22 protein-coding genes are annotated in these 25,774 nt (G+C 67.0%); 16 read left to right on the top strand and 6 right to left on the bottom strand.

Annotated elements, in window-relative coordinates; all coding sequences use genetic code 11:
- Positions 1-34 precede the first annotated feature (34 nt).
- A complete protein-coding gene (locus JNK84_RS11145; protein ID WP_293424039.1) occupies positions 35-1,738 on the bottom strand; it encodes a SulP family inorganic anion transporter in 1,704 nt (567 codons plus the stop codon).
- A gap of 209 nt (positions 1,739-1,947) precedes the next feature.
- On the opposite strand from JNK84_RS11145, the gene xdhA reads away from it, so the two are divergent.
- The 8 genes from xdhA to JNK84_RS11105 all read left to right on the top strand — a co-directional run bounded on the left by xdhA (position 1,948) and on the right by JNK84_RS11105 (position 11,270).
- Positions 1,948-3,441 carry a xanthine dehydrogenase small subunit gene (gene xdhA / locus JNK84_RS11140; RefSeq protein ID WP_293424037.1) on the top strand — a complete coding sequence of 498 codons (1,494 nt, stop codon included), beginning with the start codon at positions 1,948-1,950 and terminating at the stop codon, positions 3,439-3,441.
- Positions 3,431-5,746: a xanthine dehydrogenase molybdopterin binding subunit gene (gene xdhB / locus JNK84_RS11135; protein ID WP_293424035.1), complete on the top strand. Its 2,316-nt coding sequence runs from the start codon at positions 3,431-3,433 to the stop codon at positions 5,744-5,746. The genes xdhA and xdhB overlap by 11 nt, the downstream gene beginning before the upstream one ends.
- Before the next feature lies 1 nt (position 5,747).
- On the top strand, positions 5,748-6,713 hold the full coding sequence (xdhC, locus tag JNK84_RS11130) for a xanthine dehydrogenase accessory protein XdhC (protein ID WP_293424033.1): 966 nt from the start codon (positions 5,748-5,750) through the stop codon (positions 6,711-6,713).
- 24 nt (positions 6,714-6,737) lie between these two features.
- Positions 6,738-7,928 (top strand): urate hydroxylase PuuD, encoded by a 1,191-nt coding sequence (locus tag JNK84_RS11125; protein WP_293424031.1) that lies wholly within the window; start codon positions 6,738-6,740, stop codon positions 7,926-7,928.
- A complete protein-coding gene (locus JNK84_RS11120) occupies positions 7,925-9,196 on the top strand; it encodes an allantoate amidohydrolase (RefSeq protein WP_293424029.1) in 1,272 nt (423 codons plus the stop codon). Before JNK84_RS11125 ends, JNK84_RS11120 begins: the two co-directional genes overlap by 4 nt.
- Before the next feature lie 117 nt (positions 9,197-9,313).
- Positions 9,314-10,273: a lipoyl synthase gene (gene lipA / locus JNK84_RS11115; RefSeq protein ID WP_293424027.1), complete on the top strand. Its 960-nt coding sequence runs from the start codon at positions 9,314-9,316 to the stop codon at positions 10,271-10,273.
- 7 nt (positions 10,274-10,280) lie between these two features.
- Complete coding sequence (locus JNK84_RS11110) at positions 10,281-10,793, top strand: DNA topology modulation protein (protein ID WP_293424025.1); 513 nt, start codon at positions 10,281-10,283, stop codon at positions 10,791-10,793.
- A gap of 3 nt (positions 10,794-10,796) precedes the next feature.
- Positions 10,797-11,270, top strand: coding sequence for a type II toxin-antitoxin system RatA family toxin (locus tag JNK84_RS11105; RefSeq protein WP_293424023.1), 474 nt, complete (start codon positions 10,797-10,799; stop codon positions 11,268-11,270).
- On the opposite strand, the gene JNK84_RS11100 is transcribed toward JNK84_RS11105, so the two are convergent.
- Together JNK84_RS11100 and JNK84_RS11095 are read right to left on the bottom strand one after the other, a co-directional pair.
- Complete coding sequence (locus JNK84_RS11100) at positions 11,267-11,776, bottom strand: CinA family protein (protein ID WP_441343231.1); 510 nt, start codon at positions 11,774-11,776, stop codon at positions 11,267-11,269. The genes JNK84_RS11105 and JNK84_RS11100 overlap by 4 nt on opposite strands.
- A 1-nt stretch (position 11,777) precedes the next feature.
- Positions 11,778-12,971 carry a bifunctional 2-C-methyl-D-erythritol 4-phosphate cytidylyltransferase/2-C-methyl-D-erythritol 2,4-cyclodiphosphate synthase gene (locus tag JNK84_RS11095; RefSeq protein ID WP_293424021.1) on the bottom strand — a complete coding sequence of 398 codons (1,194 nt, stop codon included), beginning with the start codon at positions 12,969-12,971 and terminating at the stop codon, positions 11,778-11,780.
- 148 nt (positions 12,972-13,119) lie between these two features.
- Here JNK84_RS11095 and dusB point away from each other — a divergent pair, with 148 nt between their 5' ends.
- The 8 genes from dusB to hflX all read left to right on the top strand — a co-directional run bounded on the left by dusB (position 13,120) and on the right by hflX (position 23,327).
- On the top strand, positions 13,120-14,160 hold the full coding sequence (gene dusB / locus JNK84_RS11090) for a tRNA dihydrouridine synthase DusB (protein ID WP_293424019.1): 1,041 nt from the start codon (positions 13,120-13,122) through the stop codon (positions 14,158-14,160).
- On the top strand, positions 14,157-15,281 hold the full coding sequence (locus JNK84_RS11085; RefSeq protein ID WP_293424017.1) for a two-component system sensor histidine kinase NtrB: 1,125 nt from the start codon (positions 14,157-14,159) through the stop codon (positions 15,279-15,281). The genes dusB and JNK84_RS11085 overlap by 4 nt, the downstream gene beginning before the upstream one ends.
- 11 nt (positions 15,282-15,292) lie before the next feature.
- Complete coding sequence (gene ntrC / locus JNK84_RS11080; protein WP_293424015.1) at positions 15,293-16,732, top strand: nitrogen regulation protein NR(I); 1,440 nt, start codon at positions 15,293-15,295, stop codon at positions 16,730-16,732.
- Positions 16,733-16,866: 134 nt separating this feature from the next.
- On the top strand, positions 16,867-19,110 hold the full coding sequence (locus JNK84_RS11075) for a sensor histidine kinase NtrY-like (protein ID WP_293424013.1): 2,244 nt from the start codon (positions 16,867-16,869) through the stop codon (positions 19,108-19,110).
- A gap of 14 nt (positions 19,111-19,124) precedes the next feature.
- Positions 19,125-20,492 carry a nitrogen assimilation response regulator NtrX gene (gene ntrX / locus JNK84_RS11070; RefSeq protein WP_293424011.1) on the top strand — a complete coding sequence of 456 codons (1,368 nt, stop codon included), beginning with the start codon at positions 19,125-19,127 and terminating at the stop codon, positions 20,490-20,492.
- A gap of 162 nt (positions 20,493-20,654) precedes the next feature.
- On the top strand, positions 20,655-21,512 hold the full coding sequence (locus tag JNK84_RS11065; RefSeq protein ID WP_293424009.1) for a D-amino-acid transaminase: 858 nt from the start codon (positions 20,655-20,657) through the stop codon (positions 21,510-21,512).
- A 160-nt stretch (positions 21,513-21,672) separates the two neighbouring features.
- Positions 21,673-21,924 carry an RNA chaperone Hfq gene (gene hfq, locus JNK84_RS11060; RefSeq protein WP_293424007.1) on the top strand — a complete coding sequence of 84 codons (252 nt, stop codon included), beginning with the start codon at positions 21,673-21,675 and terminating at the stop codon, positions 21,922-21,924.
- Positions 21,925-21,956: 32 nt separating this feature from the next.
- Positions 21,957-23,327 (top strand): GTPase HflX, encoded by a 1,371-nt coding sequence (hflX, locus tag JNK84_RS11055; protein WP_441343230.1) that lies wholly within the window; start codon positions 21,957-21,959, stop codon positions 23,325-23,327.
- 65 nt (positions 23,328-23,392) lie between these two features.
- On the opposite strand, the gene JNK84_RS11050 is transcribed toward hflX, so the two are convergent.
- The 3 genes from JNK84_RS11050 to JNK84_RS11040 form a co-directional block, all read right to left on the bottom strand.
- On the bottom strand, positions 23,393-23,797 hold the full coding sequence (locus JNK84_RS11050) for a DoxX family protein (protein ID WP_293424005.1): 405 nt from the start codon (positions 23,795-23,797) through the stop codon (positions 23,393-23,395).
- 109 nt (positions 23,798-23,906) lie between these two features.
- The gene (gene mazG / locus JNK84_RS11045) at positions 23,907-24,749 is read right to left on the bottom strand and encodes a nucleoside triphosphate pyrophosphohydrolase (RefSeq protein WP_293424003.1); all 843 of its coding nucleotides are present in this window, start codon (positions 24,747-24,749) and stop codon (positions 23,907-23,909) included.
- A gap of 222 nt (positions 24,750-24,971) precedes the next feature.
- Positions 24,972-25,772, bottom strand: a complete 801-nt coding sequence (locus tag JNK84_RS11040; RefSeq protein WP_293424001.1) for an MBL fold metallo-hydrolase — start codon at positions 25,770-25,772, stop codon at positions 24,972-24,974.
- Positions 25,773-25,774 lie beyond the last annotated feature (2 nt).

The following is a 25,774-nucleotide window of genomic DNA, read 5'->3' as shown; positions in this document are numbered from 1 at the left end:
CCAGACGCGGCTCCTCCGGCTCTCCGCCCGCGGGTTAACCGGCAGCCAATCGTTGGCGGGCGGTGGCGAGGGCGGCCTCGACCGTCGGTGCGATCCCGATCCGTGGCTCCACGAGGCCGAAATGGGCGAGGGTCCGCGCAATCGGCTCGCGCGCGCCTGCGATGATGACCGCCGTCCCGCCATGTTCCAGCTTGTGGACCGCAGTTTCCAGCGTGTAGGCCCCGGTCGTGTCGAGGAAGGGCACGCCGGCCATGTCGAGGATGAAGACCTTCGGCGATCGGCCGATGCGGTCGAAGACCGCGCCGACAGTCGCCGCCGCACCGAAGAAGAACGCGCCGCTGAGACGGTAGATCACGACATCCTCGTCCGCCCCGCGCCGCGTGTCATAGGCCGGCCGCCCGGCCGGATCGTCCGCCGTGTCCTCCTCGACCATGCGCGTCGCCGTGCGGACCTCGATGGCCTCTGCCATGCGGTGCATGAACAGCAGCGAACCCAGCACGATTCCAACGCCGATTCCGGCGGTAAGATCGACGAAGACCGTGAGCAGGAACGACGCCAGCAGCACCACGGCGTCACCGCGCGATGCGCGCAGCAGCGAGAGGAACTCGCGCTTCTCGGCCATGCCCCACGCGACGACGACGAGAACCGCCGCAAGCACCGCCAGCGGCACGTAGCCCATCCAGTTGCCGGCGACGACGAGAAAGGCCAGCAGGAACAGCGAGTGGAGCATGCCGGAAATGGGACCGCGCGCGCCAGCGCGCACATTCGTTGCTGTTCGCGCAATCGTCCCCGTTACGGGAATACCGCCACAGAGGGCCGACGCCATGTTGGCGAGGCCCTGCGCCACCAGTTCGCAATTGGAGCGGTGCCGACGGCCGGTCATACCGTCGGCGACGACCGCCGAAAGCAGCGATTCGATGCCACCGAGCATCGCGATCGCTATCGCCGGCACGATCAGCTCCCGGATGCGATTGAGAGAGAGACCCGGCAGGCCCTGATAGGAGATGCCTGTCGGCAGGGTGCCGAACCGCGACGCAATGGTCTCGACCGGCAGGGACAAGAGGATCGCGGCACCGGAGCCGGCCACGACCGCGATGAGCAGGGCGGGCAGGGCCGGGCGAAGCCGGCGGATCGCGACAATGATGGCAAGGGCGAGAGCCGCGATGCCGATGGCGGCCACATTGGTGCTCGGAAGGGCGCTCCAGAGCACCGGAAGCTTGTGCAGCATCTCCGCCGGTTCGGCCTTGTCCAGCGTCAGGCCGAGCAGGTCGCGAAGCTGCGCGACGAAGATGATGACGGCGATGCCGGCGGTGAAGCCGACAGTCACGGGGTAGGGAATGTACTTGATGTAGGTGCCAAGCCGCAGCGCGCCGATCAGCACCAGAATCAGCCCGGCCATGAAGGTCGCGATGGCAAGCCCCTCATAGCCGTGGACGGCGATCGTCGTCGCCACCAGCGGGATAAACGCGCCGGCCGGGCCGCCGATCTGGAACCGCGAGCCGCCGAGCGCGGAAATGATGAAACCGCCGATCACCGCCGTCACGAGCCCGCGATCGGGTGTCGTGCCCGAGGCGATGGCGATGGCCATGGAGAGCGGCAGGGCGACGATCGCGACGGTCAGGCCGGCAATGGCGTCGCGACGAAGGTCGCTCGAACCGTAGCCCTCGCGCAGCGTCGTCACGAGCTTGGGCGTGAACAGTTCGGCGAGGGAAGGTTGCACTGATGCGATTGTCGTCATGGCAGAGGCCGTGGCTGAATCGCGCCAGCCCGCTTGCAAGGGCGGTTGGGCGACTCGCGGGGGAACCTCGAAAGCCTAGGAAAGCGGCCGCGCCCGGCGCGTCAGGGGAACTACGCAGAGGCCGCGCAGGCCGGCCATTCTTTCGCGGTGCAAACCGCTCGCGGCCGTGCTGAAATCAGATTCCGAATGACCGAAGGCGAAGGACTTTCATGACCGGGCATACCCGCCAGCGCCCGCTCCGTTTCGTGCATCAGGGCAGGGTCGTCGAAATCGATGATCTGCCGCCGATGACGACGGTGCTTGACTGGCTTCGGCTCGACAGGCGGCTGACCGGCACGAAGGAAGGTTGCGGCGAGGGCGATTGCGGCGCCTGCACCGTCGCACTTGGGCGGGTCAAGGAGGGCAGGCTCGTCTACGAGCCCGCCAATGCCTGCATCCTGCTGCTCGGCCAGATCGACGGCGCGGAACTCGTCACCATCGAGGATCTGACGACGGGCGGGCATCTGCACCCGGTCCAGCAGGCCATGGTCGACCATCACGGCTCGCAATGCGGCTTCTGCACGCCGGGCTTCGTCATGAGCCTGTTCACGCTCTATCAGGACGGCGGCGCGGTGACGGGCGGCCGCGAGGCCGTGCTGACCCGAATCGCCGGCAACCTCTGCCGGTGCACCGGCTACCGGCCGATCGTCGATGCCGCGCTCGAGGCCTGCGGCCAGCCGGCCCGTGACCGGTTCGTGTCGGCCGCCGCCGCGACGGCCACCGCACTCGGCGATCTCGCGGATGAGGCTGACCTGTTCCTCGGCAGCGAAAACTCGTTTTTCGCCGCGCCCGCCTCTCTGAATGCGCTGTGCGCGCTGGCGGTCCGCCACCCCGACGCCACGCTGGTCGGCGGTGCGACCGATGTCGGGCTCTGGATCACCAAGCAACTCCGCGCTCTGCCGAAGATCATCCATACCGGGCGGGTGCGGGAACTGCTTCGGCTGGAGCAAGGCAAGGACGGCCTCACGATTGGAGCGGCCGTGACCTATGCCGGGGCGCAGGAAGCGCTTGCTGCTTTCGATCCCGACATCGGGATCTGGGCCGACAGGCTCGGCTCGGCGCAGGTGCGGGCGGCCGGCACGATCGGCGGCAACATCGCCAATGGCTCGCCCATCGGGGACAGCCCGCCTCTGCTGATCGCGCTCGGGGCCGCGCTTCACCTGCGTCATGGAGAGCAGGCGCGCAGCCTGCCGCTGGAGCGGTTTTTCCTCGCTTACGGGAAGCAGGATCGGGCGGTGGGCGAGATCGTCACCCATGTCACCGTGCCGAGACCCGAGGTCGGCGACCACATTCGCGCCTTCAAGATCGCCAAGCGCAACGACCAGGACATTTCCTCGGTCATGGGCGCGCTGAAAATCGGCCTCGAGGGCCGCCGCATCGCCTCGGCGCGCATAGCGTTTGGCGGGCTCGCGGGCATTCCCAAACGCGCCGGGGCGGTTGAGGCGGCCTTGACCGGCATGTCGATCGATGACGAGGCAGCCGTCACCACCGCTGTCGCGCGGATCGGCGAGGATTTCACGCCGATGGACGACCATCGCGCTTCGGCGCGCTATCGTCTGACCGTCGCCGGCAACCTGATCCGCAAGGCGATCATGGAGATCGCCGCAGGGTCGCGGAACGAAACCCGCATCGCTCATCTTCGCGAGGCGCATCATGCGGCATGACCGTGACCTCGGGGCGCTGCGCCATGTTCACCGGCCGCTGAAGCACGACGCGGCCGATCGTCATGTTCAGGGTTCCGCGCCCTACATCGACGACATCCGTGAGCCCGAAGGCACGTTGCATGTCGCGCCGGGAGGCTCGCCCGCGGCCCGTGGCCGCATTGTCCGGCTCGATCTCGGGGCGGTCAGCGCCGCCGACGGCGTCGTGGCTGTCTTGACCGCTGCCGACATTCCCGCCGCCAACGATGTCAGCCCGGTTGCGGGCGACGACCCGCTCTTCGCAACGGACGGCGTCGAGTTCCACCTTCAGCCGCTTTTCGCGGTCGTCGCCCTAACCCGCGATGCCGCGCGGCGAGCCGTCGCGAAGGCGGTGATCGAGATCGCCGAGGAGGTCCCGCTGGTCTCGGTGGATGACGCGCTCGCCGCCGATGCCGACATCATGCCGGATTATGCGTTTCGGCGCGGCGACAGCGCCGAGATCCTGCGGAATGCCGACAGGACGCTGGAAGGCGCCTTGCGGATCGGCGGTCAGGAGCACTTCTACCTGGAGGGGCAGGTCGCGCTGGCGGTGCCGCAGGAAGACGGCACGTTCACCGTCCATTCCTCCACCCAGCATCCGAGCGAGGTGCAGCACGTTGTCGCTCGTGTCCTCGGCATCCCGGATGCCGCCGTCGAGGTCGAGGTGCGCCGCATGGGGGGCGGCTTTGGCGGCAAGGAGAGCCAGGCGAGCCATTGGGCCGCGATGGCGGCGCTGGCGGCGAAGGTGACAGGCCGTCCGTGCAAGCTGCGCCTCGACCGTGACGACGACTTCGCCATGACCGGCAAGCGCCACGATTTCCTCGCGACCTATCGCGCGGCTCATGATGCCGAAGGCCGTCTTTCGGCCGTCGAGGTCGGGTTCGCCAGCCGCTGCGGCTACAGCCACGACCTGTCCTCGTCGATCAACGACCGGACGATGTTCCACGCCGACAATGCCTATTTCTATCCCAACGTCGTTATCCATTCCCGCCGGATGAAGACGAACACGGTGTCGAACACGGCGTTCCGGGGGTTCGGCGGGCCGCAGGGCATGGTCTTCGCCGAACATCTGATGGACCGGATTGCCTGGGCGACCGGCCGTGATCCGCTCGATATCCGCTATGCCAACCTCTACGGGACCGACGACCACAACGTCACGCCTTTTGGCATGACCGTGGAGGACAATGTCGCGGGCGAGATCATGCGCCAGCTCGAAGGCAGCTGCGACTACCGCGCCCGGCGCGCCGAGGTCACCGCCTTCAACGCTGCGTCGCGCGTGCTGAAAAAGGGTCTGGCGCTGACGCCCGTGAAGTTCGGTATCTCCTTCACCACGACTTTTCTCAATCAGGCCGGCGCGCTGGTCCATGTCTATCAGGACGGCTCGGTTCATCTGAACCATGGCGGCACCGAAATGGGGCAGGGGCTTTTCGTCAAGGTGGCGCAGGTCGTGGCCGAGGAGTTCGGCATCGCGCTCGACCGCGTGCGCATCACCGCGACCCATACCGGCAAGGTGCCGAACACGTCGCCGACCGCGGCTTCCTCCGGCACCGACATGAACGGCATGGCGGCGCGCAACGCTGCCGCTGAAATCAGGGAACGGCTCGCTGGGTTCATGGCGCGGTACTGGCAGGTGCCGGTCGATACGGTGCGGTTCCGCAACGACCAGGTGGTTTCGGGCGAGCATGCCATGGGCTTCGGAGAGGCCGTGAAGAAGGCCTATCTCGCTCGCACCCATCTGTCGGCAGCCGGCTACTACGCGACGCCGAAGATCACCTGGGACCGGGCCAGCGGCACCGGCAGGCCGTTTTTCTACTTCGCCTATGGCGCCTCCTGCTCGGAGGTGACCATCGACACGCTGACCGGCGAGTTCACGCTGGACCGCGTCGACATCCTTCACGATGTCGGGCGCTCGCTGAACCCGGCCATCGATATCGGCCAGATCGAAGGCGGTTTCGTGCAGGGCATGGGCTGGCTGACCATGGAGGAGTTGGTCTTCGACGCGAAGGGCCGGCTCAGGACCCATGCGCCGTCGACCTACAAGATACCGACCGCGCGGGACGTGCCTGCGGATTTCCGTGTCGCCTTCTTCGACAATGCCAATCGTGAGGATACGATCTACCGGTCCAAGGCGGTCGGCGAGCCGCCGCTGATGCTGGCGATCTCTGTCTTCTCCGCCATCGCCGACGCGGTCCACGCGATCCGGCCGGGCCGGGCTGTCGCGCTCGACGCGCCGGCGACGCCCGAGGCGATCCTGTTCGCCTGCGAGACGCAGCTTGCGGGAGGCTCCTGACATGGAGGTCTGGCCGCGGATCGAGGCGATGATCGAGGCGTACGGCGCCTGCGCCCTCGTCAGCGTGCTGGCGACGCAAGGGTCCGTGCCGCGCGAAGCCGGCGCGCGCATGATCGTGCGGCCGGATGGCGCCTTCTCGGGCTCCATCGGCGGCGGCACGCTCGAATGGCAGGTGCTGGCCAGGGCGCAGGCGATGCTGGCGAGGGGCGAGCGTGCCGCGCGCCTCGTCGACCAGTCTCTCGGCCCGGATCTCGGCCAGTGCTGCGGCGGGCGGGTCACTCTGGCGATAGAGGTCTTCGACCGAACGGATGTCGCGCAGGTGAGTCTGCTCGCAACGGCGGAACGAAGCGGGCCGCTCGCTGTCGAGGCGACCCTCGTCGCGGATCGCTACGAACGGCGCATCGTCGGAGCGGACGCTTCGGTCGATCGCCCCGGGACCGCACATTTCGTCGAGCATTTCAGCGAGCATGCGGCGGCAATCCTGCTGTTCGGCGCGGGCCATGTGGGGCGCGCGCTGGTCATGGCTCTGGCGCCGCTGCCGTTCCGCGTCGTCTGGAACGACGAGCGGGAGAACGCCTTCCCTGCCGCGCTCCCGGTCAATGTCGAGGCGACCCGCGCGCCGTGGAGCGACATTCTCGCTCATGCCCCGGCTGGATCGCAGGTGCTGGTCATGACCCACAGCCACGCGCTGGATCTCGAGATCGTCGCTGCCGCCCTTTCGAGCGCCCGCGTTGTTCATGTCGGGCTGATCGGCTCGGCGACGAAGCGCGCCAGATTCGCGCGCCGCCTCGCCGAGCGCGGGCTGCCTGCGGGGCGGATTGGTGACCTGCGTTGCCCCATCGGCATCGGTGGCATCCGCGGCAAGGAACCGGCGGTCATCGCCGCATCGGTGGCGGCGGAATGCCTGGCCTTGCGCGAAGCGCGATCCATCGGGCAGAACAGGCCGGAAGCGCGGCGGCGCGCCTGACAGTCAATCCAGAGCGGACTTTCCATGGACTTTGCCCTCGCCGCCGACTGGTTCAACCTCCTGTCGCGGTGGTTCCACATCACGGTGGGCATCACCTGGATCGGCACCAGCTTCTATTTCATGTCGCTGGACTACAGCCTGAAGGCCAAGCGGCCGGGCGAAACCGGGGCTGACGGCGTCGCGTGGGAGGTCCATGGCGGCGGCTTCTATCACGTGCAGAAATACCTGGTCGCGCCCGACAACCTGCCGCCCGACCTGCTGTGGCACAAATGGGCCGCCTATCTGACCTGGGTATCGGGCTTCACCCTGCTCGTCGCGCAATACTACCTGAACGCCCGCGGCTTCCTGATCGATCCGACCGTGGCCGATATCCAGCCGTGGCAGGCCATTGCCCTGTCGCTCGGCTCCATCGTCGCCGGCTGGCTCGCCTATGACGCGCTCTGCAAGTCGCCGCTGGCCGCGCGTCCCGCCCTGCTGGCCGTCGTGGTCTTCGCCATGGTCGTCGGCGCGGCGTGGGGGTTCGGCCAGGTCTTCTCGGGACGCGGCGCCTTCATCCATGTCGGCGTTTTCGTCGGCACGATCATGGCGGCGAATGTCTTCCTGGTGATCATCCCCAACCAGCGCATCGTGGTCGGCGACCTGATCGCTGGCCGCAAGCCGGACCCGAAATACGGCAAGATCGGCAAGACCCGCTCGACACACAACAATTACCTGACGCTGCCGGTCCTGTTGATGATGGTGTCGAACCATTATCCGATGCTGACCAGCCATCCCCACGGCTGGCTGATCGTCGCCTTCATCCTCGTCATGGGAGCCCTCGTCCAGCACACGCTGAACCGCCACGAGGCCGGCGACGAGTGGCAGAGTTATGGCTGGGCCGTACCGGTGGCCGCCTTCGCGCTGGTCTGCACCATTTTCATCACCAGCCAGCGGCCGAAGCTCGATGTCTCCGCAGCCGGACAGGTGAGCGAGGCGCGGGCGCTCGAACTGTCCGCGAAGCACTGCGCCACCTGCCATGCCCGCCGCCCGAGCCATCCGGGCTTCACCGAGCCGCCGAAGGGCGTCGCGCTCGAAACGGCCGCCGATCTGCGTCGTCACGCGGCCGCGATCGCCCAGCAGGCGGTCCAGTCCAACGCCATGCCGCTCGGCAACGAGACGCGCATGACCGATCCCGAACGCGCCGAGCTCGGCGCCTATCTGGCGGCCCCGCGATGACCGCGCTCGACACCGAACGCCTCGGACGGCGCGCCGAGGCCATGCTGGAGGAACTGGCGGCCATCTCCGAGGAGCCGGACCGGCTGACCCGCCGGTTCCTGACGCCCGAGCACAAGCGCGCCGCCCATCTCGTCGGCCAATGGATGGCCGAAGCCGGCATGGAGACCGCCGAGGACGCCCTCGGCACCGTATGCGGGCACTACGCGAAGGAGGGCGAGACGCCCGGCGCGAATGTCGTTCCGCGCCTGCTGATCGGTTCGCATATCGACACCGTGATCAATGCCGGCAAGTACGACGGCATGCTCGGCGTGGTCGCCGGCATCCTTACCGTCGAGCATTTTCGCGACGCCGGCAGGCGCTTTCCCTTCGCGGTGGATGTGCTGGCCTTCGGCGACGAGGAGGGCGTGCGCTTTCCGACCGTGCTCTCATCCTCGGCCGCGCTCGCCGGCCGCTTCGAGGAACGCTGGCTGGCCGGCGCGGACCGCGACGGCGTGACGCTGGAAGAGGCCATGCGCGGCTATGGGCTCGACCCCGCCGCCATTCCCACCGCCGCGATGCGAAAGGACGAGGCGCTGGCCTATGTCGAGATCCATATCGAGCAAGGCCCCGTGCTGGAGCACGACGACCAGCCGCTCGGCGTGGTCACGTCCATTGCCGGCCAGAACCGCACCCGCGTCACCGTCTCCGGCATGGCCGGTCACGCCGGCACCGTGCCCATGCCGCTACGGCAGGACGCGCTGCTCGCCGCGTCCGAGATGATGCTGGCCGCAGAGGCCATCGCCAGGACGCATCCAGAGGCGGCCATGGTCGCGACCGTCGGCCAGACCAAGGTGATGCCGGGAGCGATCAACGTCATTCCCGACCGCGTCGAGTTCGTCCTTGACCTGCGCGCGGCCTCCGACCCGCCGAGACTGGCAGCGCTGAGGGAGTTCGTGACGCGGTCCGAGGCGCTCGCCGCTGCCCGCGGGTGCGCGGTCGCCTTCGACACCTACCACGATTGTCCGACCGCGCCCTGCGCGCCCTGGGTCGCGGATGGTCTCGCCGAGAGCCTGACATCGCTCGGCCTGCCTGCGCCGCGACTTGTCTCGGGCGCCGGGCACGACGGCCAGTCCATCGCGCATCTGACCGATTTCGCCATGCTTTTTGTCCGCTGCAGGGGCGGCATCAGCCACAATCCCCTGGAATCGGCCACGGTCGAGGATATGGGCCTCGCGGTCGCGGCTCTCATCCGCTTCGTCGAGCAGTTTGATCCGCAGAGACGCGCCTGAACCGCTGACTGAGAGTCAGCTGCTCCAGCGGAGGGCAGCCGTGCGCCCCGCGCCCTTCGCCCTTGCGAAATGGGGCTCCGAACGCCTAATGATGCCTTCCGCTCCACGGAATCCGCCATGGCCACCCTCATCGACACGCTGAAGCGGGATTCACGCCCCCGCCACCCGGAAAAGGCGCATCGGCCCGACCAGCCGATCCAGCGCAAGCCGGAATGGATCCGCGTCAAGGCGCCGGGTTCGCCGAAATGGGCGGAGACCCACAGGATCGTGAAGGAAAACGGCCTCGTCACCGTCTGCGAGGAGGCTGGCTGCCCGAATATCGGCGAGTGCTGGGAAAAGAAGCACGCCACCTTCATGATCATGGGCGACACCTGCACGCGGGCCTGCTCCTTCTGCAACGTGAAGACCGGCATGCCCGGCGCGCTCGATCCCAACGAGCCCGAGCACACCGCCATCGCCGTTGAGAAGCTCGGCCTCGAGCACGTTGTCATCACCTCGGTCGACCGCGATGATCTCGCCGATGGCGGCGCGCAGCATTTCGCCGACGTGATCCACGCCATCCGCCGCCGCTCGCCGAAGACCACGATCGAGATCCTGACGCCGGACTTTCTGCGCAAGGACGGCGCGCTGGAAGTGGTGGTCGCCGCGCGACCCGACGTCTTCAACCACAATCTGGAGACCGTGCCCTCGAAGTACCTCAAGGTCCGGCCCGGCGCGCGCTATTTCCACTCCATCCGCCTGCTCCAGCGGGTGAAGGAGCTCGATCCTACCATCTTCACTAAGTCCGGCATCATGGTCGGCCTCGGCGAGGAGCGGAACGAGGTGCTGCAGCTCATGGACGACCTCCGCTCGGCGGAAGTCGACTTCATGACCATCGGCCAGTACCTGCAGCCGACCCGCAAGCATCACGAGGTCGTGCGCTTCGTCACGCCCGACGAGTTCAAGGGCTTCGAGACCATCGCCATGGCCAAGGGCTTCCTGCTGGTGTCGTCGAGCCCGCTGACGCGCTCGTCGCACCATGCCGGCGATGATTTCGCCCGGCTCAAGGCCGCGCGCCTGAGCAAGCTCGGCCGCTGACCGCGCCATGCAGCGCGTGCTGGTGATGGGCTGTTCGGGTTCGGGCAAGTCGACCTTCGCCATGGCGCTCGCGCATAAGCTCGGACTGCCGTTCGTTTCGCTTGATGCGCTGTTCTGGAAGCCTGGCTGGGTCGAGCCGGACAAGACGGAATTCGCGGCGAAAATGGCCGAGGAAGCAGGGAAGCCGTCCTGGGTCATGGACGGCAACTACAAGGGCCACGCCGGCGAACTGCGCCGGGAGCGCGCCGATGCGGTGTTCTGGTTCGACCTGCCGCGTGGCGTCTGCCTGACCGGTGCCCTCAAACGTGTCGTCAGGTCTTACGGTCGCGTCCGGCCGGAAATGGCGGCCGGCTGCCCTGAGCAACTCGATTTCGGCTTTCTGCGCTGGATCTGGGACTACCGCGCGAAGCGGCGGGCCGGTGATGTCGCGTTTCTCAGCGGCCTCAGGCCGGACCAGCGGCTCGTCACCTTTACTGCGCGCCGGCAGGCTGACCTGTTTCTTGCCGGGGTAGGGGCCTGATCCATGCCCGTGTTCAAGACCGAGCGGCGCGTCAGACATCGGCCGGACCAGATGTTCGACCTCGTCGCCGACGTCGACAAGTATCCGCTCTTCGTGCCGCTCTGCGAAAAGCTGAAGGTCCGCAGGCGCGTCAATGCCGGCGATGACGGCGTCGAGATTCTCGTCGCCGACATGACCGTCGCCTACAAGATCATCCGCGAGACCTTCACCAGCCGGGTGACGCTGGACCGGCCTCGTCTCCACATCATCGCCGAATATATCGACGGACCGTTCTCGCGGCTCGAGAACCACTGGCGCTTCGCGCCGGAGGGCGAAGGGACGATCGTGTCCTTCTCCATCGACTACGAGTTCAAGTCGCGGGCGCTGGCCCTCGTCATGGGCGCGGTCTTCGACGCGGCCTTCCGACGCTTCGCGGAAGCTTTCGAGAAGCGCGCCGACGCGGTTTTTGGCGCACAGGGGGCCGCGGCCATCAGCTAGCCTTGCTGTGGCTTCTGTTCGGAAGCCATCAGCAGGAGCAGGTGCAGGGCGACGATGACGCTCCTGCGACGAACTTCATCCCGCCCGATATCGCCGAAGCGCTCCTCGCGGCGCGCCAGCCGGCCATCCTCGCTCGCGGCGGCGAAGTGGACGAGCCCGACCGGCTTGGTCTCCGTCGCGCCGCCTGGCCCGGCAATGCCCGTCACCGAAACGGCGATCTGGGCCCGCGAGTTCGTCAGCGCTCCCCATGCCATTGCCTCGGCAGTCTCGGGGGAGACGGCGCCGACCGCATCGATCATTGCCGCCCGCACGCCCAGCATCTCGATCTTGGCCTCGTTGGTGTAGGTGACGAAACCGCGTTCCACCACCGTGGACGAGCCGGGAATGGCGGTCAGCGCCGCGGCGACAAGGCCACCGGTGCAACTCTCCGCCGTCGCGACCATCAACCCGCGCTCCCGGCAGGCGTCCAGCACCTGCACGGCGAGCCTTTGCGCCTCGTCGTCCATGTCAGCCTCCGGGCAGGATCACGGTTGCAAGGGCGAGCGCGGCAAGGCCCTCGCGCCGGCCGGTGAAACCCATCTTCTCGCTGGTGGTCGCCTTGATCGATACGCGATCGACCGAAATGCCCACGATAGCCGCGATGCGTTCCCTGATTGCTTCACGGTGCGGACCGATCTTCGGCGCTTCGCAGACGATCGTCAGGTCGATATTGCCGATCCGGCCGCCGCGCGCCGCAACGAGAGCCGCCGCATGGGCAAGGAAGCGGTCGGAGGAGGCGCCGCGCCATTGCGGGTCGCTTGGCGGGAAATGCGTGCCGATATCGCCGTCGCCGATGGCGCCGAGCAAGGCGTCCGTCGCGGCATGGAGCGCCACGTCGCCGTCGGAATGCGCGATGACACCGCATTCATGCGGAATGCGGATGCCGCCCAGCCAGACATGGTCGCCGGGAGCGAAGGCGTGGACGTCATAGCCCTGGCCCGTGCGGATGTCGGTCATCGCAACTCCTCCGAGACGCCGCTCGGCGGCGTCGAAATCCTCCGGCAGGGTCAGTTTGCCGTTGCCGGCATCGCCGGCAAAGACCGCCACCGGGTGGCCCGCCCATTCCATGACCGCGGCATCGTCGGTGGCGGCAAGGCCCGGAACCGACGCGGCGCGCCGGTGCGCGTCGAGAAGACTTGCGAAATCGAAAGCCTGAGGGGTCTGGATCGCGCGCAGCGACGAGCGATCGGGCGTAGCCATGACCCGGTCCACGCCATCGACCTGCTTCACCGTGTCGGCGAGCGGCACGCCGGGAACCGCCGCCACGGTGCCCGACGGAAGCGCCGCGCATGACCGCGCGATCAGCTCGGCGGATACAAAGGGGCGGGCGGCATCATGAACCAGCACGACATCCGGCGAAGCCGCCAGCGCCGCCAGCGCCTCAAGGCCGGCCAGAACGGATGCCTGTCGCGATGCACCGCCACCGACCGGCGCAGCGATTCGCGCCGAGGTCAGGAGACAAGCGTCGTAGCGCGGTCGGTCCGCCGGGTCGATCACCACCTGGACGATGTCGATGGCCGGATGATCGACGAAAGCCGAGATCGTGCGTGCCAGCACGGGCACGCCGCCGAGCGGCCGATATTGCTTGGGAACTTCGCCGCCGGCGCGCGTCCCGCGCCCTGCCGCGACGATCAGCGCCGCAACTCTTCGCGCTTCCGCCATGCCTGCCTACCCCCGTCGATGGCGACCTCTAGCCTGTTCACCACGTCGTGTCTTGCGCGGGAGAGACGCGCACGCGCTCTTGTGCATTGCGAAAAATGATGTCTAAACTGTAGGCACATTTCTGGAAGCACATGAAATAGGCAAACAGATGGCCCACCTTTCGACCACGACGCCGCGACAGCAGGCGTTGTCGATCGGTCCCTTCGGCATAGCCAGCCCTGTCGCCCTCGCGCCCATGTCGGGGATAACCGACGCGCCGTTCCGGCGCATGGTGGCGCGTTTTGGCATCGGCTGGACCGTTTCGGAGATGGTCCCTGGCGACGATCTGGCCGCCGGCGGTGAAGAAGCGCGCCTGCGCGCCGAAGGCGAGGGGCTGGCCTTGCACGTGGTGCAGATCGCCGGTTGCGATCCCCATTGGATGGCGGAAGGCGCCCGCGTCGCCGTGGCGGCTGGCGCCGACATCATCGACATCAATATGGGCTGCCCGGCCAAGCGGGTCACTGGCGGCTATGCCGGTTCCGCCCTGATGCGGGATCTCGATCACGCCGAGAAGCTCATCGCCGCGACGGTCGCGGCGGTCGATGCCCCAGTGACGCTGAAGATGCGGCTCGGCTGGGACCACGGCTCGATCAACGCGCCGGAGCTTGCCCGCCGCGCCGAAGCGCTGGGCGTCGCGCTGGTCACGGTTCACGGCCGCACGCGCCAGCAGTTCTACAAGGGCTCAGCTGACTGGGCGGCGATTGCCGCCGTGCGGGAGGCCGTTTCTGTTCCGCTGGTCGCCAATGGCGACGTGACCGCGCTGGACGAAGTCGGCCAGGCGCTAGCGGCATCCGGTGCCGACGCCGTGATGATCGGACGCGGGGCGCAGGGGCGCCCGTGGTTCCCGGCGCAGGTCGGGGCCCATCTCGCCGGCGAGGCAGTTCCGGCCGACCCTGCGCTGGCCGAACAGCTCGCCATCGCCACCGAGCTCTATGAGAACCAGCTTGCCCATTACGGCATTGCCGTCGGCGTGCGCCACGCGCGCAAACACCTCGGCTGGGCGCTGGACACGGCGGCCGCCAGTGCCTGTGCCTCGGTGGCGCAGCTTTCCGCCGCCCGCGCCGAGGTTCTGACCGCGAACGATCCGCGCGCGGTCGTCCGCAGCCTCGCCGCGCATTTCGACGCCTTTGCATGGAGGGCAGCCGCATGACGCTTGCCGCCACACGCCTCGACATTCAGGACTCGATCCTCAACGCTCTGCCTCACCCCGTCATCGGCGTCTCGGCGTCGGGTATGGTCGTCGACGGCAACGCTGCGGCGGAAGCTTTCTTCCAGGCCTCCATCTCCGTGCTGCGCCGCCACGCCCTGCGTGATCTCGTGCCCTTCGGCAGCCCGCTGCTGGCCCTCATCGAGCAGGTGCGCGACCGCCACGCGGCGGTCAACGAGTACAAGGTCGATCTCGGCACGCCCCGCAACGGTCATGAGCGCGTCGTCGACATCTATGTCGCGCCGGTGCCGGAGCGGGCAGGTGAGGTCGTGGTCATGCTCCAGGAGCGCACTATCGCCGACAAGATGGACCGCCAGCTGACCCATCGCGGCGCAGCGCGCTCCGTCACCGCGCTTGCCTCCATGCTGGCGCACGAGATCAAGAACCCCTTGTCCGGCATCCGGGGCGCGGCCCAGCTCCTTGAGGCCTCGGTCGACGATCAGGACCGGACGCTGACCCGCCTGATCTGCGACGAGGCCGATCGGATCGTGAAACTGGTCGACCGGATGGAGGTCTTCTCCGACGAGCGGCCGGTCGAGCGCGAACCCGTCAACATCCATGTCGTTCTCGAACACGTGAAAAAGCTGTCGCAGTCTGGCTTTGCGCGGCACATCCGTTTCGTCGAGGAATATGACCCCTCGCTCCCCCCCGTCTTTGGCAACCGCGACCAGCTCATCCAGGTCTTCCTCAACCTCGTGAAGAACGCCGCCGAGGCCATCGGCGATCACGCCGCCGACGGCGAGATCATGCTGACGACGGCGTTCCGGCCGGGCGTCCGCCTGACCATGCCCGGCACGACCAGCCGCGTCGGCCTGCCACTCGAGGTCTGCGTCCGTGACAACGGACCGGGCGTCCCCGACGACCTGCTGCCGCACCTGTTCGACCCCTTCGTGACGACCAAGAGTTCGGGCTCCGGCCTCGGCCTCGCGCTCGTGGCCAAGATCGTCGGCGATCATGGCGGCATCGTCGAATGCGACAGCCAGCCGCGCCGTACCAGTTTCCGCATCCTTCTGCCCATGGCGCGCGTGTCGCAGGTCGACGCCAACGGTCGCAGAGCACCCTGACGAGGACAACAATGCCGACGGGAACCATCCTGGTCGCCGACGACGACGCGGCCATCCGAACGGTGCTCAATCAGGCGCTGTCGCGGGCGGGTTACGATGTCCGCCTCACCGGCAACTCTACGACGCTCTGGCGATGGGTTGCGCAGGGCGACGGCGACCTCGTCATCACCGACGTGGTGATGCCGGACGAGAACGCCTTCGACCTGCTGCCGCGCATGAAGAAGCTGCGGCCCGACCTGCCGGTCGTGGTCATGAGCGCGCAGAACACTTTCATGACCGCGATCAAGGCTTCCGAGCGCGGCGCCTACGACTACCTGCCGAAACCCTTCGACCTGAAGGAGCTGGTGGCCATCGTCGGACGAGCCCTGTCCGAACCGAAGGGCAAACCGGGCAAGGCCCTGCCGGTCGACACCGACATGATCCCGCTGGTCGGCCGCTCGCCGGCCATGCAGGACATCTACCGCGTGCTCGCGCGCCTGATGCAGACCGATCTGACGGTCATGATCGTCGGCGAGAGCGGCACCGGCAAGGAGTTGGTCGCCCGCGCTCTCCACGACTACGGCAAGCGGCGCAACGGCCCCTTCGTCGCCATCAACATGGCGGCCATTCCGCGCGACCTGATCGAGAGCGAATTGTTCGGCCACGAGAAGGGTGCCTTCACCGGCGCGCAGTCGCGCAATCCCGGCCGGTTCGAACAGGCCGAGGGCGGCACGCTGTTCCTCGACGAGATCGGCGACATGCCGATGGAGGCGCAGACGCGCCTGCTGCGCGTGCTCCAGCAGGGCGAATACACCACGGTCGGCGGCCGCACGCCGATCAAGGCCGATGTCCGTATCGTCGCGGCCACCAACAAGGACCTGCGCCAGCAGATCCAGCAGGGCATGTTCCGCGAGGACCTGTTCTTCCGCCTCAATGTCGTGCCGCTGCGGCTGCCGCCGCTGCGCGAACGCTCTGACGACGTGCCGGACCTCGTCCGCCACTTCTTCGCGCAGGCGGAGCGGGAAGGGCTTCCCAGCAAGCAGATCGACCAGGCCGCGCTCGAAAAGCTGAAGCGCTATCGCTGGCCCGGCAACGTGCGCGAGCTGGAGAACCTGATCCGCCGCCTCACTGCGCTCTACCCGCAGGAGATCATCACCACGGCGATCATCGACAACGAGCTGTCGACGCCTGAGCCGGCTCTGGCGAGCGAGGAGCCGCGCGACGACGAGACGCTGATGGCCTCGGTCGAGCGGCACATGGGCGCCTATTTCAAGGGCTTCGGTGATGACCTGCCGCCGCCCGGTCTCTACCACCGCGTGCTGCGTGAAGTGGAGATCCCGCTGATCTCCGCGGCACTGGCGGCGACGCGCGGCAACCAGATCAAGGCCGCCGACCTGCTGGGGGTCAATCGCAACACCCTGCGCAAGAAGGTGCGCGACCTCGACATTCAGGTCATTCGCACCTCGCGTTAGCAATTCGGCTCTCGCTGACGTGACGACATCTGGCGTGACAATTCTGTCACACCTGTTGTAAGAGGGCATCGAATCCTCAACGATAGACCGGCATTGACCACGCATTTGCCGGGATGTCGGGAGACGATCGCCCGATGACCGCAACGATGACGCCGGAAGCGGCCGCCCATCCCGTCGATACCTCGGCATTCATGCCGGGCCTGCGGTCGCGCCGCGCCGGTCCGGTCATGGTGGGTATCGCGCTGTTCTTCGGCCTGATCACCTTCCTGCTGGTCACCGGATTCCTGCCCATCGCGGCCACCCACGAGGTGGTGCTGACCGTGCTGCTGGTCGATGGGGCGCTGGTGCTGGCGCTGATCGTGCTGATCGCGCGCGAGATCCTCATGCTCAGGCGCGCGCGCAGGTCCGGTCAGGCGGCCGCGCGCCTGCACGAGCGCGTGGTGCGCCTCTTCGCCATCGTCGCCGCGATTCCCGTCGCGATCATTGCGATCGCAGCCTCTGTCACGCTCGACCGTGGCATGGAGAGCATCTTCTCCGGCACGGTGCGCCGCGCCGTGGAATCCTCGGCGAACGTGGTCGGAGCCTATGTTCGCGAGCAGGTCGATGTCGTGCGCGCGGAAACCGGCGCGCTGGTCCAGGACATCGAGCGCGTGCGCTCGCTCAACCAGCCGCAACTCGATTTCAGCCGGTTCCTGACCGCTCAGGCCATGGTCCGCGGCCTCACCGTCGTCCGGATCATGCGGCTCGACGGCACCGTCGTCGAGCGGGCGGACCTGCCGATGCAGAGCGATTTCGCGGTTCCCGCCGCGGTGCTGGAGGAGATCGCCAAGACGGACGACATCATCGCCAACGTCGCCTCGCGCGGCGAGCGCGATTTCGTCGAGTCGGTTGTGAAGCTGAAGCGCGGCGGGGACGAGCTGATCTATGTGGTCCGGCAGATCAATCCGGAGATCGCCCAGCACCTGCGCGCCTCGCAACTGGGCCTGCTCGAATATCAGGAGATTCAGGCCCGACGGCTCGGTTTGCAGATCGCCTTCGCGCTGATGTTCGCGCTGATCGCCTTCCTCGTGACGCTGTCGGCGGTCTATCTCGGCCTGTCCTTCGCCAATCGCCTCGTCCAGCCGATCCGTCGCCTGATCGGCGCCGCCGATCAGGTCGCGGCCGGCGATCTCAATGTCGAGGTCCATATCCGCCGGTCCGAGGGCGACCTCGCCAATCTCGGCGACACGTTCAACAAGATGACGTCGCAGCTGCGCGACCAGCGCGAGGACCTCATCAGCGCCCGCGACCAGATCGACAGCCGGCGGCGCTTCACCGAGGCCGTGCTGGCGGGCGTCACGGCCGGTGTCATCGGTCTCGACGAAGCCGGCAACGTCACTCTCCTGAACCGTTTTGCCGTCGATATCCTCTCGGTGAGCGAGCCCGACCTGATGGGTTCGCAGCTGGCCGAGAAGGTGCCCGAGCTCGCGGGCCTGATCGCCCGGGCCGAGCGCGGCGCGCCGATCGTCCAGGGTCAGGTGACCCTGCTGAGGGCCGGTCGCGAGCGCACGCTCGTCGTGCGCGTCGCGCTCGAGGCCGACGAGGCGGGCGCGCACGGCGCGGTGGTGACGCTCGACGACGTGACCGATCTCGTCGTTGCGCAGCGCACATCGGCCTGGGCGGACATCGCCCGGCGCATTGCCCACGAGATCAAGAATCCGCTGACGCCGATCCAGCTTTCCGCCGAGCGCCTGAAGCGCCGCTACGGGCGGGTCATCACCGAGGATCGCGAGGTCTTCGACCAGTGCACCGACACGATCATCCGGCAGGTTGGCGATATCGGCCGCATGGTCGATGAGTTCTCGTCTTTCGCACGTATGCCGAAGCCGGTCTTCGAAACCGAGGACGTGGCCGACACGGTGCGACAGATCATCTTCATGATGCGCATCGGCTATCCCGAGATCGATATTGAAGCCGAGGTGCCGGACGGCGCCTGGATCGCCTCGTTCGACCGGCGGCTTCTCAGCCAGGCCCTGACCAACATTATCAAGAACGCGACCGAAGCCATCGCCGCCGTCCCCGAGGACGCGCGCGGCAAGGGCCGCATCCTCGTCCGGCTGACAGCCACGCCGCCGTTCTTCGCGGTGGACGTCATCGACAACGGCGTCGGTCTGCCCAAAGAAAACCGTCATCGGCTGCTTGAGCCTTACGTTACGACACGTGAGAAGGGGACGGGCCTCGGGCTCGCCATCGTCGGCAAGATCCTGGAGGAACACGGGGGCAGCCTCGGACTCTACGACGCGCCCGCCGATGCCGAGGGCCACCAGCGCGGCGCCCATTTCCGTCTCACCTTCAAGGACCAGAAGCTCGCCGCGGCACCCGCCGCTGCGGCGGAATAGATGGATCGCGGAGCATGGCAGGCGACATTCTCGTAGTCGACGACGAGGCGGACATCCGGGACATCGTGGCGGGCATCCTCGACGACGAGGGCTACCGCACGCGCACGGCCCGCAATTCCGACGAGGCTCTCGCCGCCATCGAGGCGCGCAGGCCGAATCTCGTTTTCCTCGACATCTGGATGCAGGGCTCCCGGCTTGACGGGCTGCAACTGCTCGACGTGATGAAAGAGCGCCACGCCGAGGTGCCGGTGGTCATGATTTCCGGCCACGGCAACATCGAGACGGCGGTCTCCGCCATCAAGCGCGGCGCCTACGACTATATCGAGAAGCCCTTCAAGGCCGACCGTCTGGTGCTGATCGCGGAACGGGCCATCGAGACCTCGCGCCTGCGCCGCGAGGTCAAGGAGCTGCGCCAGATATCCGGCCAGGCAGCGGGCCTCGTCGGCAAGTCCTCTGCGATGAACCAGCTCCGGCAGACGATCGAGCGCGTTGCGCCGACGAACAGCCGGACCATGATCTTCGGTGCCTCGGGCGCTGGCAAGGAACTGACCGCCCGCACGATCCACGCCGCCTCGCAGCGCGCAAGCGGCCCCTTCGTCGTGATCAATGCCGCCGCCATCACGCCCGACCGGATGGAGATCGAACTGTTCGGGTCGGAGGCGATGAATGGCGAGGGCCGCAAGGTCGGCGCCATGGAAGAGGCGCACGGGGGCACGCTGTTCATCGAGGAAGTCGCGGAAATGCCGCGCGAGACGCAGAATCGCATCCTGCGCGTTCTGGTCGAGCAGAGCTTCCAGCGCATCGGCGGCACGACCAAGGTTCAGGTCGATGTGCGCCTCATCTCGGCAACCGCCCGTGACATCCAGAACGATATCGTCGAGGGCCGCTTCCGCGAGGATCTCTACCACCGCCTCGCGGTCGTGCCGATCCGCGTGCCTTCGCTCGCCGAACGGCGCGAGGACATTCCGGCCCTCGTCGAGCATTTCGTCGAGCAGCTGGCCACCGTCTCGGGCCTGCCGCGCCGCAAGATCGGCGACGACGCCATGGCGGTGCTCCAGTCGCACGACTGGCCGGGCAACCTGCGGCAGCTGCGCAACAATATCGAGCGGGTGCTGATTCTCGCCGGCGGCAATCCGGATGCGGTGGTCGATGTGTCGATGCTGCCACCCGATGTCGGCTCGTCGGCGCCGTCCATGCCGACCGGGCAGGGGGGCGAGCACCTCATGGCCCTGCCGCTGCGCGAGGCGCGCGAGGCGTTCGAGCGCGAATATCTCGCCGCGCAGATCAACAGGTTCGGCGGCAACATCTCGCGCACTGCTGAGTTTATCGGCATGGAGCGCTCGGCCCTCCACCGAAAGCTGAAGGCCCTGGCGGTCGAGTGATCCGCATTTTCGGCAAGGCCGCCTTGCGCGTCTGATGCCCGTCCACGGTTCGCGCGACGGGCGAACCGTGCGACATACGCTGTTGCGGTGCGGTGGACGCGCCGGTTCGCCTTGCGGCCGCGGCAATCCCGCAACGGAAGCCAGGGATGGGAGTGTCTGACGATGTCGCGTGTCGCCTATGTGAACGGCAGCTACGTTCCTCACGGGGAGGCGGCCGTACATATCGAGGACCGGGGTTATCAGTTCGCCGACGGCGTCTATGAGGTCTGCGAGGTGCGCGGTGGCCGGCTGGTCGACGAGACGCGCCACGTGGACAGGCTCGAGCGTTCGCTGCGCGAGCTGCGGATCGACCTGCCGATGGCGCGCGGCCCCCTCGGCGTGGTCCTGCGCGAGACCGTGCGCCGCAACCGCGTCCGCGAGGGGCTGGTCTACATGCAGGTGACGCGTGGTGTCGCCCGGCGCGATCACGCCTTCCCGAAGCCCGGCACGCCGCCGGCTCTGGTCGTCACCGCCAAGAACATCGATCCCTCCAAGGGCGAGGCCAGCGCCGCCAAGGGCGTGAAGGTGATTTCGCTGCCGGACAACCGCTGGGAGCGCGTCGACATCAAGTCGGTGGGCCTGCTGCCGAACTGCCTTGCCAAGCAGGCGGCCCGCGAGGCCGGCGCCTATGAGGCCTGGCTGGTCGACGAGGATGGCTTCGTCACCGAGGGCTCCTCGACCAACGCCTGGATCATCACCAAGGACGGCGTCCTGGTCACGCGCTTCGCCGACAATGGCATCCTGAAGGGCATCACCCGCACGACGCTGTTCGACCTTTGCAAGCGCGAAGGGGTCCGGATCGAGGAGCGCAAGTTCACGATCGAGGAAGCCCAGAACGCCCGCGAGGCCTTCCTGTCCTCGGCGACGACGATCGTCATGCCGATCGTCGAGATCGACGGCCGTCCGGTGGGCAATGGCGCGCCCGGCTCGATCGCCACCGAGCTGCGCTCCAAATTCCACGAGGTTGCGGAGATCGTCTGAGACCCGGCCGGATTGCACACGAGCCTGTGACGACTCGCCACTTGTGCAGTGCGGCATGATGCGCCTTGATAGGCGAGCCGAAAAACAAGCCTGAGGCTGGCGCCAGCCGGCCGAATAAACCTTCGCGGCGTCTGGTCCGCGGCAACAACGGAAAAAGACAATGGCGGAACGAGCTCAGAACCTCCAGGACACCTTCCTCAACCACGTCCGCAAGCAGAAGATTCCGCTGACGATTTTCCTCGTCAACGGCGTCAAGCTGCAGGGCGTCGTCACCTGGTTCGACAATTTCTGCGTCCTGCTTCGGCGCGACGGCCACTCGCAATTGGTCTATAAGCACGCCATATCGACCATCATGCCGGGCGCGCCGGTCCAGCTGTTCGAACCGCAGGACGGGGAGGGCGAGCGGGCCTGATCGCCGGCCCTTCTCGCCATCCGAGGCCTTATTTGGACATCAGACGTCCTGACATCATCGATCCATCGCATAACGCCGGCTCCGACGAGCCGCGCGGCGAACCAACCCGCGTCGTCGTCGTCGTGCCCGTCCCGAAAGGCGGCCGCGGCAGCGACGAGGCGCAATTGCCCGTCCGCACGGCGGAAGCCAAGCGGGACGAGGCGGTCGGCCTGGCCGCCGCCATCGAGCTCGATGTCGCGGAAGCGGTCATCGTCACGCTCGGCACGATCCGGCCGGCGACGCTGATCGGCAAGGGCAAGGTCGACGAGATCGCCGGCCTCGTCACCGCGCACGGGGCAGGGCTCGTCTTCGTCGATGCCGCTCTGTCGCCTGTGCAGCAGCGCAATCTCGAGAAGGCGTGGAGCGCCAAGGTCGTCGACCGCACCGGCCTGATCCTTGAGATTTTCGGTCGGCGCGCACGCACCAAGGAAGGTTCGCTTCAGGTCGAACTCGCCCATCTCAGCTATCAGAAGAGCCGTCTGGTACGGTCCTGGACCCACCTTGAGCGCCAGCGCGGCGGTTTCGGCTTCCTCGGCGGCCCCGGCGAGACGCAGATCGAGGCCGACCGCCGCATGATTCAGGAACGCATCACCCGGATCGAGCGCGAGCTGGAACAGGTGACGCGCACCCGCCGTCTGCATCGCGAAAGCCGCAGGCGCGTGCCTTATCCGATCATCGCGCTGGTCGGCTACACCAATGCCGGCAAGTCGACGCTGTTCAACGCGCTGACATCGGGCGGCGTGCTGGCGCAGGACCTCTTGTTCGCGACGCTCGACCCGACCCTGCGCCAGATGCGGCTGCCGAACGGCACCAAGGCGATCCTGTCCGATACGGTCGGGTTTATCTCGGATCTCCCCACCATGCTCGTCGCGGCCTTCCGCGCGACGCTGGAGGAGGTGATCGAGGCCGATGTGATCCTGCATGTCCGTGACGTCAGCCACGACGACACGGAGGCGCAGGCCGCCGACGTCGCAACGATCCTCGCCGATCTCGGCATCGATCCCGCGAGCCGGACGCTGGTCGAGGTCTGGAACAAGGTCGATCTGCTGGACGCGGAGGGCCGCGAGGAGGCCCGCAACCGCGCCGCGCGCGGCGAGGACGGCCGCCGGCCGCACTTCGTCTCGGCGGCAACCGGGGAGGGTATCCCGGAGCTGCTCGCCGCGATCGAAGACCTGATCCGCGCTGATCACGAGCGGATGACCGTGACCGTGCCTGCCGCCGACGGCCGCACGCTCAACTGGATTCACGAGAATACCGAGGTCGAGAGCCGGCAGGCGCTCGAGAGCGGCGAAACCCGCATTACGCTGCGGATCGCACCGGCAAAACTCCAGCAGCTCGAGCGCCGGCTGACAGGAACTCGCTAGGCTGATGGCGCATTAGTTCACTGGCCGGTCGATTGATCATTGGCCAATAGCGGCGCGAGGAAACGTCACTCTGGGGCCCGGCTACGAAGCGGAATCAATGCGCGCAATCTCGGCTCGCGAAAATACAATCCGCCCCAGACCATTACGCCAAGGCCGATGGGCAGAACAAACCACGCGTTCTCCAAACGCAGGATAACCGCCGATGCGCCACCGAGATAGCCAGTGAGTAGAATTGCACCAAGCACGGCCGTGCGGGGGACGACATAAAGCGCAATGCAAACAAGTTCGACCACTCCAATCAGCACGATAAGGCTGTTCGGAAATCCGAGCCGCTCGGCACCTTGGACGGCGGCCGTCATTTTCGTGATCCGGATAATACTGTCAAACAACAGGTAGGAAACGACCAGTCCGGTGATAATGCGCCCCACCCAGCAAGTGGTGTTGAACCGTGAAATGCTTGAAGAATCCATCAGATTGCCTCCTTCGCGATCCGGGATAGTCATTTCCAGCGCAGAGCATAATGGAGAATCTGGATCGGAACGCGTTGGTTGATCCAGAGCGTGGGAGTTACAGCGTTGTTCAGGCGCTGCCGCGCTCGCGATGCTTGGCCTCGTTCCAGAGTGCGTCCATCTCGGCGAGCGTCGCCTCGGCCGGGCTGCTGCCCTTGGCGGCAAGGGTGGCCTCGATGGAGCGGAAACGCCGCTCGAACTTGGCATTGGTGCCACGCAGCGCCGCTTCCGGATCGACATCCAGATGGCGCGCGAGATTGACCGCCGCGAACAGCAGATCGCCGACCTCGTCCGCCAGCGCCTCGCGGCCCTTGTCGGTGGCACGAGCCTCGGCGATTTCCCGCGCTTCCTCGACGATCTTGTCGAGCACGCTGTCGACATCGTTCCAGTCGAAGCCGACCGCGCCAGCCTTCTGCTGAAGCTTCAGCGCGCGCGTCAGCCCGGGCAGGGCGACCGGAACGCCGCCCAGAACGCCGGCGGGCGGTTCCACCGGCAGGCCGAGCCGGGCGCGCTCCGCCGCCTTGGCGCGTTTCTCGTCGGCCTTGATCTCGGCCCATAGGGCGTTCACCGCCGGCGTCGGCAAGCGGCCGGCATCGCCGAACACATGCGGATGCCGCCGTATCATCTTCTCGCTGATGGCCCGCACGACGTCCGGAAAGGCGAAGTGACCGGCTTCCTCGGCCATGCGCGCATGAAAGACGACCTGCAGCAGCAGGTCGCCGAGTTCGTCCTTCAGATCGGAGATGTCGCCACGTGTGATCGCATCGGCGACCTCATAGGCTTCCTCGATCGTATAGGGCGCGATCGTCGCGAAATCCTGTTCGAGGTCCCAGGGACAGCCTTCGCCGGGCGTACGCAGCTTCGCCATGATGGCGAGGAGCGCGGCAATGTCGTCGGAGGGCTCGGGACTCACGGCGTCGGGCTTGTGGTCAGTCGGCATGCCGACAGGGGGCGGCAAGCCACGCCGCATGGCAAGGCGCGCAAGCGACCATCCACACGTTTGAGGGCGGCGGCCCGGCTGGCAGCCGCAATTCGCATAAGACATATTATGGAATGCGCATCATGCCACAGCGAGCCCGTAACTGGCCTGGCTCCACCTGTCGCTGACCTCGGAATGCCGATCCTTCACACAAGGTCAGGCTGCTTCGACCACCATTCCGTCAAAGGCCGGAACCACTCCGTCCGGCAGCGCGGCCGCCAGCGTCGCATAGTCGAGATCGGAGTGAAGATTGGTCAGGATGGCGTGAGCGGGTTGCGTCCGCTCGATCAGCGCCAGCGCTTCATCGACACTGAAATGCGTCGGATGCCGCGTGTAGCGCAAAGCGTCGAGGATCAGCGTCTCGGCGCCCGAAACGACACTTTCGGAATGAGCGCTAATCGCACTGATATCAGGGCAATAGACGATATTATTAAAGCGAAATCCAAAAGCCCGGTAGGCATGCCCGTGCTCGACCGGAAACGGCATGAAGGATATCGGTCCGCCATCGCCCGATACCGTCACGGGCTCGAAAGCCCTGAACGTATGCAGGTTGATGATCGGCGGATAATCGCTGCCCGGCGGCGACGCGAAGCAATAGCCGAAGCGCTGCGACAGCGTCACCCGCGTCAGTTCGTCGGCATGGGCGTCGATGCGTCGGCGCATCGAAATGACCAGCGGCCGGATGTCGTCGATGCCATGGGTGTGGTCGGCATGGTCGTGGGTATAGAGCACGCCATCGAGCCGCGTCACGTTGGCATCGAGCAGTTGTTCACGCAGGTCCGGCCCGGTGTCGATCAGCACTGTCGTTGTGCCGCCGGCACCCGTCTGCTCGACCAGCAGCGAGCAGCGGCGGCGGCGGTTCCTGGGATTGGCGGGGTCACAGGAGCCCCAGCCCTGTCCGATCCGCGGCACGCCCCCGGATGAACCGCAGCCGAGGATCGTGACGGTCAACGCCATGG

The organism is Phreatobacter sp. (genome assembly GCF_016793595.1).
In the GTDB taxonomy this organism is placed as follows: Bacteria; Pseudomonadota; Alphaproteobacteria; order Rhizobiales; family Phreatobacteraceae; genus Phreatobacter.
The sequence above is the reverse complement of the archived record's forward strand: the minus strand, read 5'-3'. Positions and strand labels throughout refer to the sequence as shown.

Coding starts and splice junctions, on each gene's coding strand:
- JNK84_RS11075 (WP_293424013.1), top strand. CDS start 16,867: ATGACCGCAACGATGACGCCGGAAGCGGCCGCCCATCCCGTCGATACC.
- JNK84_RS11085 (WP_293424017.1), top strand. CDS start 14,157: ATGACGCTTGCCGCCACACGCCTCGACATTCAGGACTCGATCCTCAAC.
- xdhA (WP_293424037.1), top strand. CDS start 1,948: ATGACCGGGCATACCCGCCAGCGCCCGCTCCGTTTCGTGCATCAGGGC.
- JNK84_RS11120 (WP_293424029.1), top strand. CDS start 7,925: ATGACCGCGCTCGACACCGAACGCCTCGGACGGCGCGCCGAGGCCATG.
- dusB (WP_293424019.1), top strand. CDS start 13,120: ATGGCCCACCTTTCGACCACGACGCCGCGACAGCAGGCGTTGTCGATC.
- JNK84_RS11110 (WP_293424025.1), top strand. CDS start 10,281: ATGCAGCGCGTGCTGGTGATGGGCTGTTCGGGTTCGGGCAAGTCGACC.
- xdhB (WP_293424035.1), top strand. CDS start 3,431: ATGCGGCATGACCGTGACCTCGGGGCGCTGCGCCATGTTCACCGGCCG.
- ntrX (WP_293424011.1), top strand. CDS start 19,125: ATGGCAGGCGACATTCTCGTAGTCGACGACGAGGCGGACATCCGGGAC.
- lipA (WP_293424027.1), top strand. CDS start 9,314: ATGGCCACCCTCATCGACACGCTGAAGCGGGATTCACGCCCCCGCCAC.
- hfq (WP_293424007.1), top strand. CDS start 21,673: ATGGCGGAACGAGCTCAGAACCTCCAGGACACCTTCCTCAACCACGTC.
- JNK84_RS11145 (WP_293424039.1), bottom strand. CDS start 1,738: ATGACGACAATCGCATCAGTGCAACCTTCCCTCGCCGAACTGTTCACG.
- JNK84_RS11050 (WP_293424005.1), bottom strand. CDS start 23,797: ATGGATTCTTCAAGCATTTCACGGTTCAACACCACTTGCTGGGTGGGG.
- JNK84_RS11125 (WP_293424031.1), top strand. CDS start 6,738: ATGGACTTTGCCCTCGCCGCCGACTGGTTCAACCTCCTGTCGCGGTGG.
- JNK84_RS11040 (WP_293424001.1), bottom strand. CDS start 25,772: ATGGCGTTGACCGTCACGATCCTCGGCTGCGGTTCATCCGGGGGCGTG.
- ntrC (WP_293424015.1), top strand. CDS start 15,293: ATGCCGACGGGAACCATCCTGGTCGCCGACGACGACGCGGCCATCCGA.
- JNK84_RS11065 (WP_293424009.1), top strand. CDS start 20,655: ATGTCGCGTGTCGCCTATGTGAACGGCAGCTACGTTCCTCACGGGGAG.
- JNK84_RS11100 (WP_441343231.1), bottom strand. CDS start 11,776: ATGGACGACGAGGCGCAAAGGCTCGCCGTGCAGGTGCTGGACGCCTGC.
- JNK84_RS11105 (WP_293424023.1), top strand. CDS start 10,797: ATGCCCGTGTTCAAGACCGAGCGGCGCGTCAGACATCGGCCGGACCAG.
- xdhC (WP_293424033.1), top strand. CDS start 5,748: ATGGAGGTCTGGCCGCGGATCGAGGCGATGATCGAGGCGTACGGCGCC.
- JNK84_RS11095 (WP_293424021.1), bottom strand. CDS start 12,971: ATGGCGGAAGCGCGAAGAGTTGCGGCGCTGATCGTCGCGGCAGGGCGC.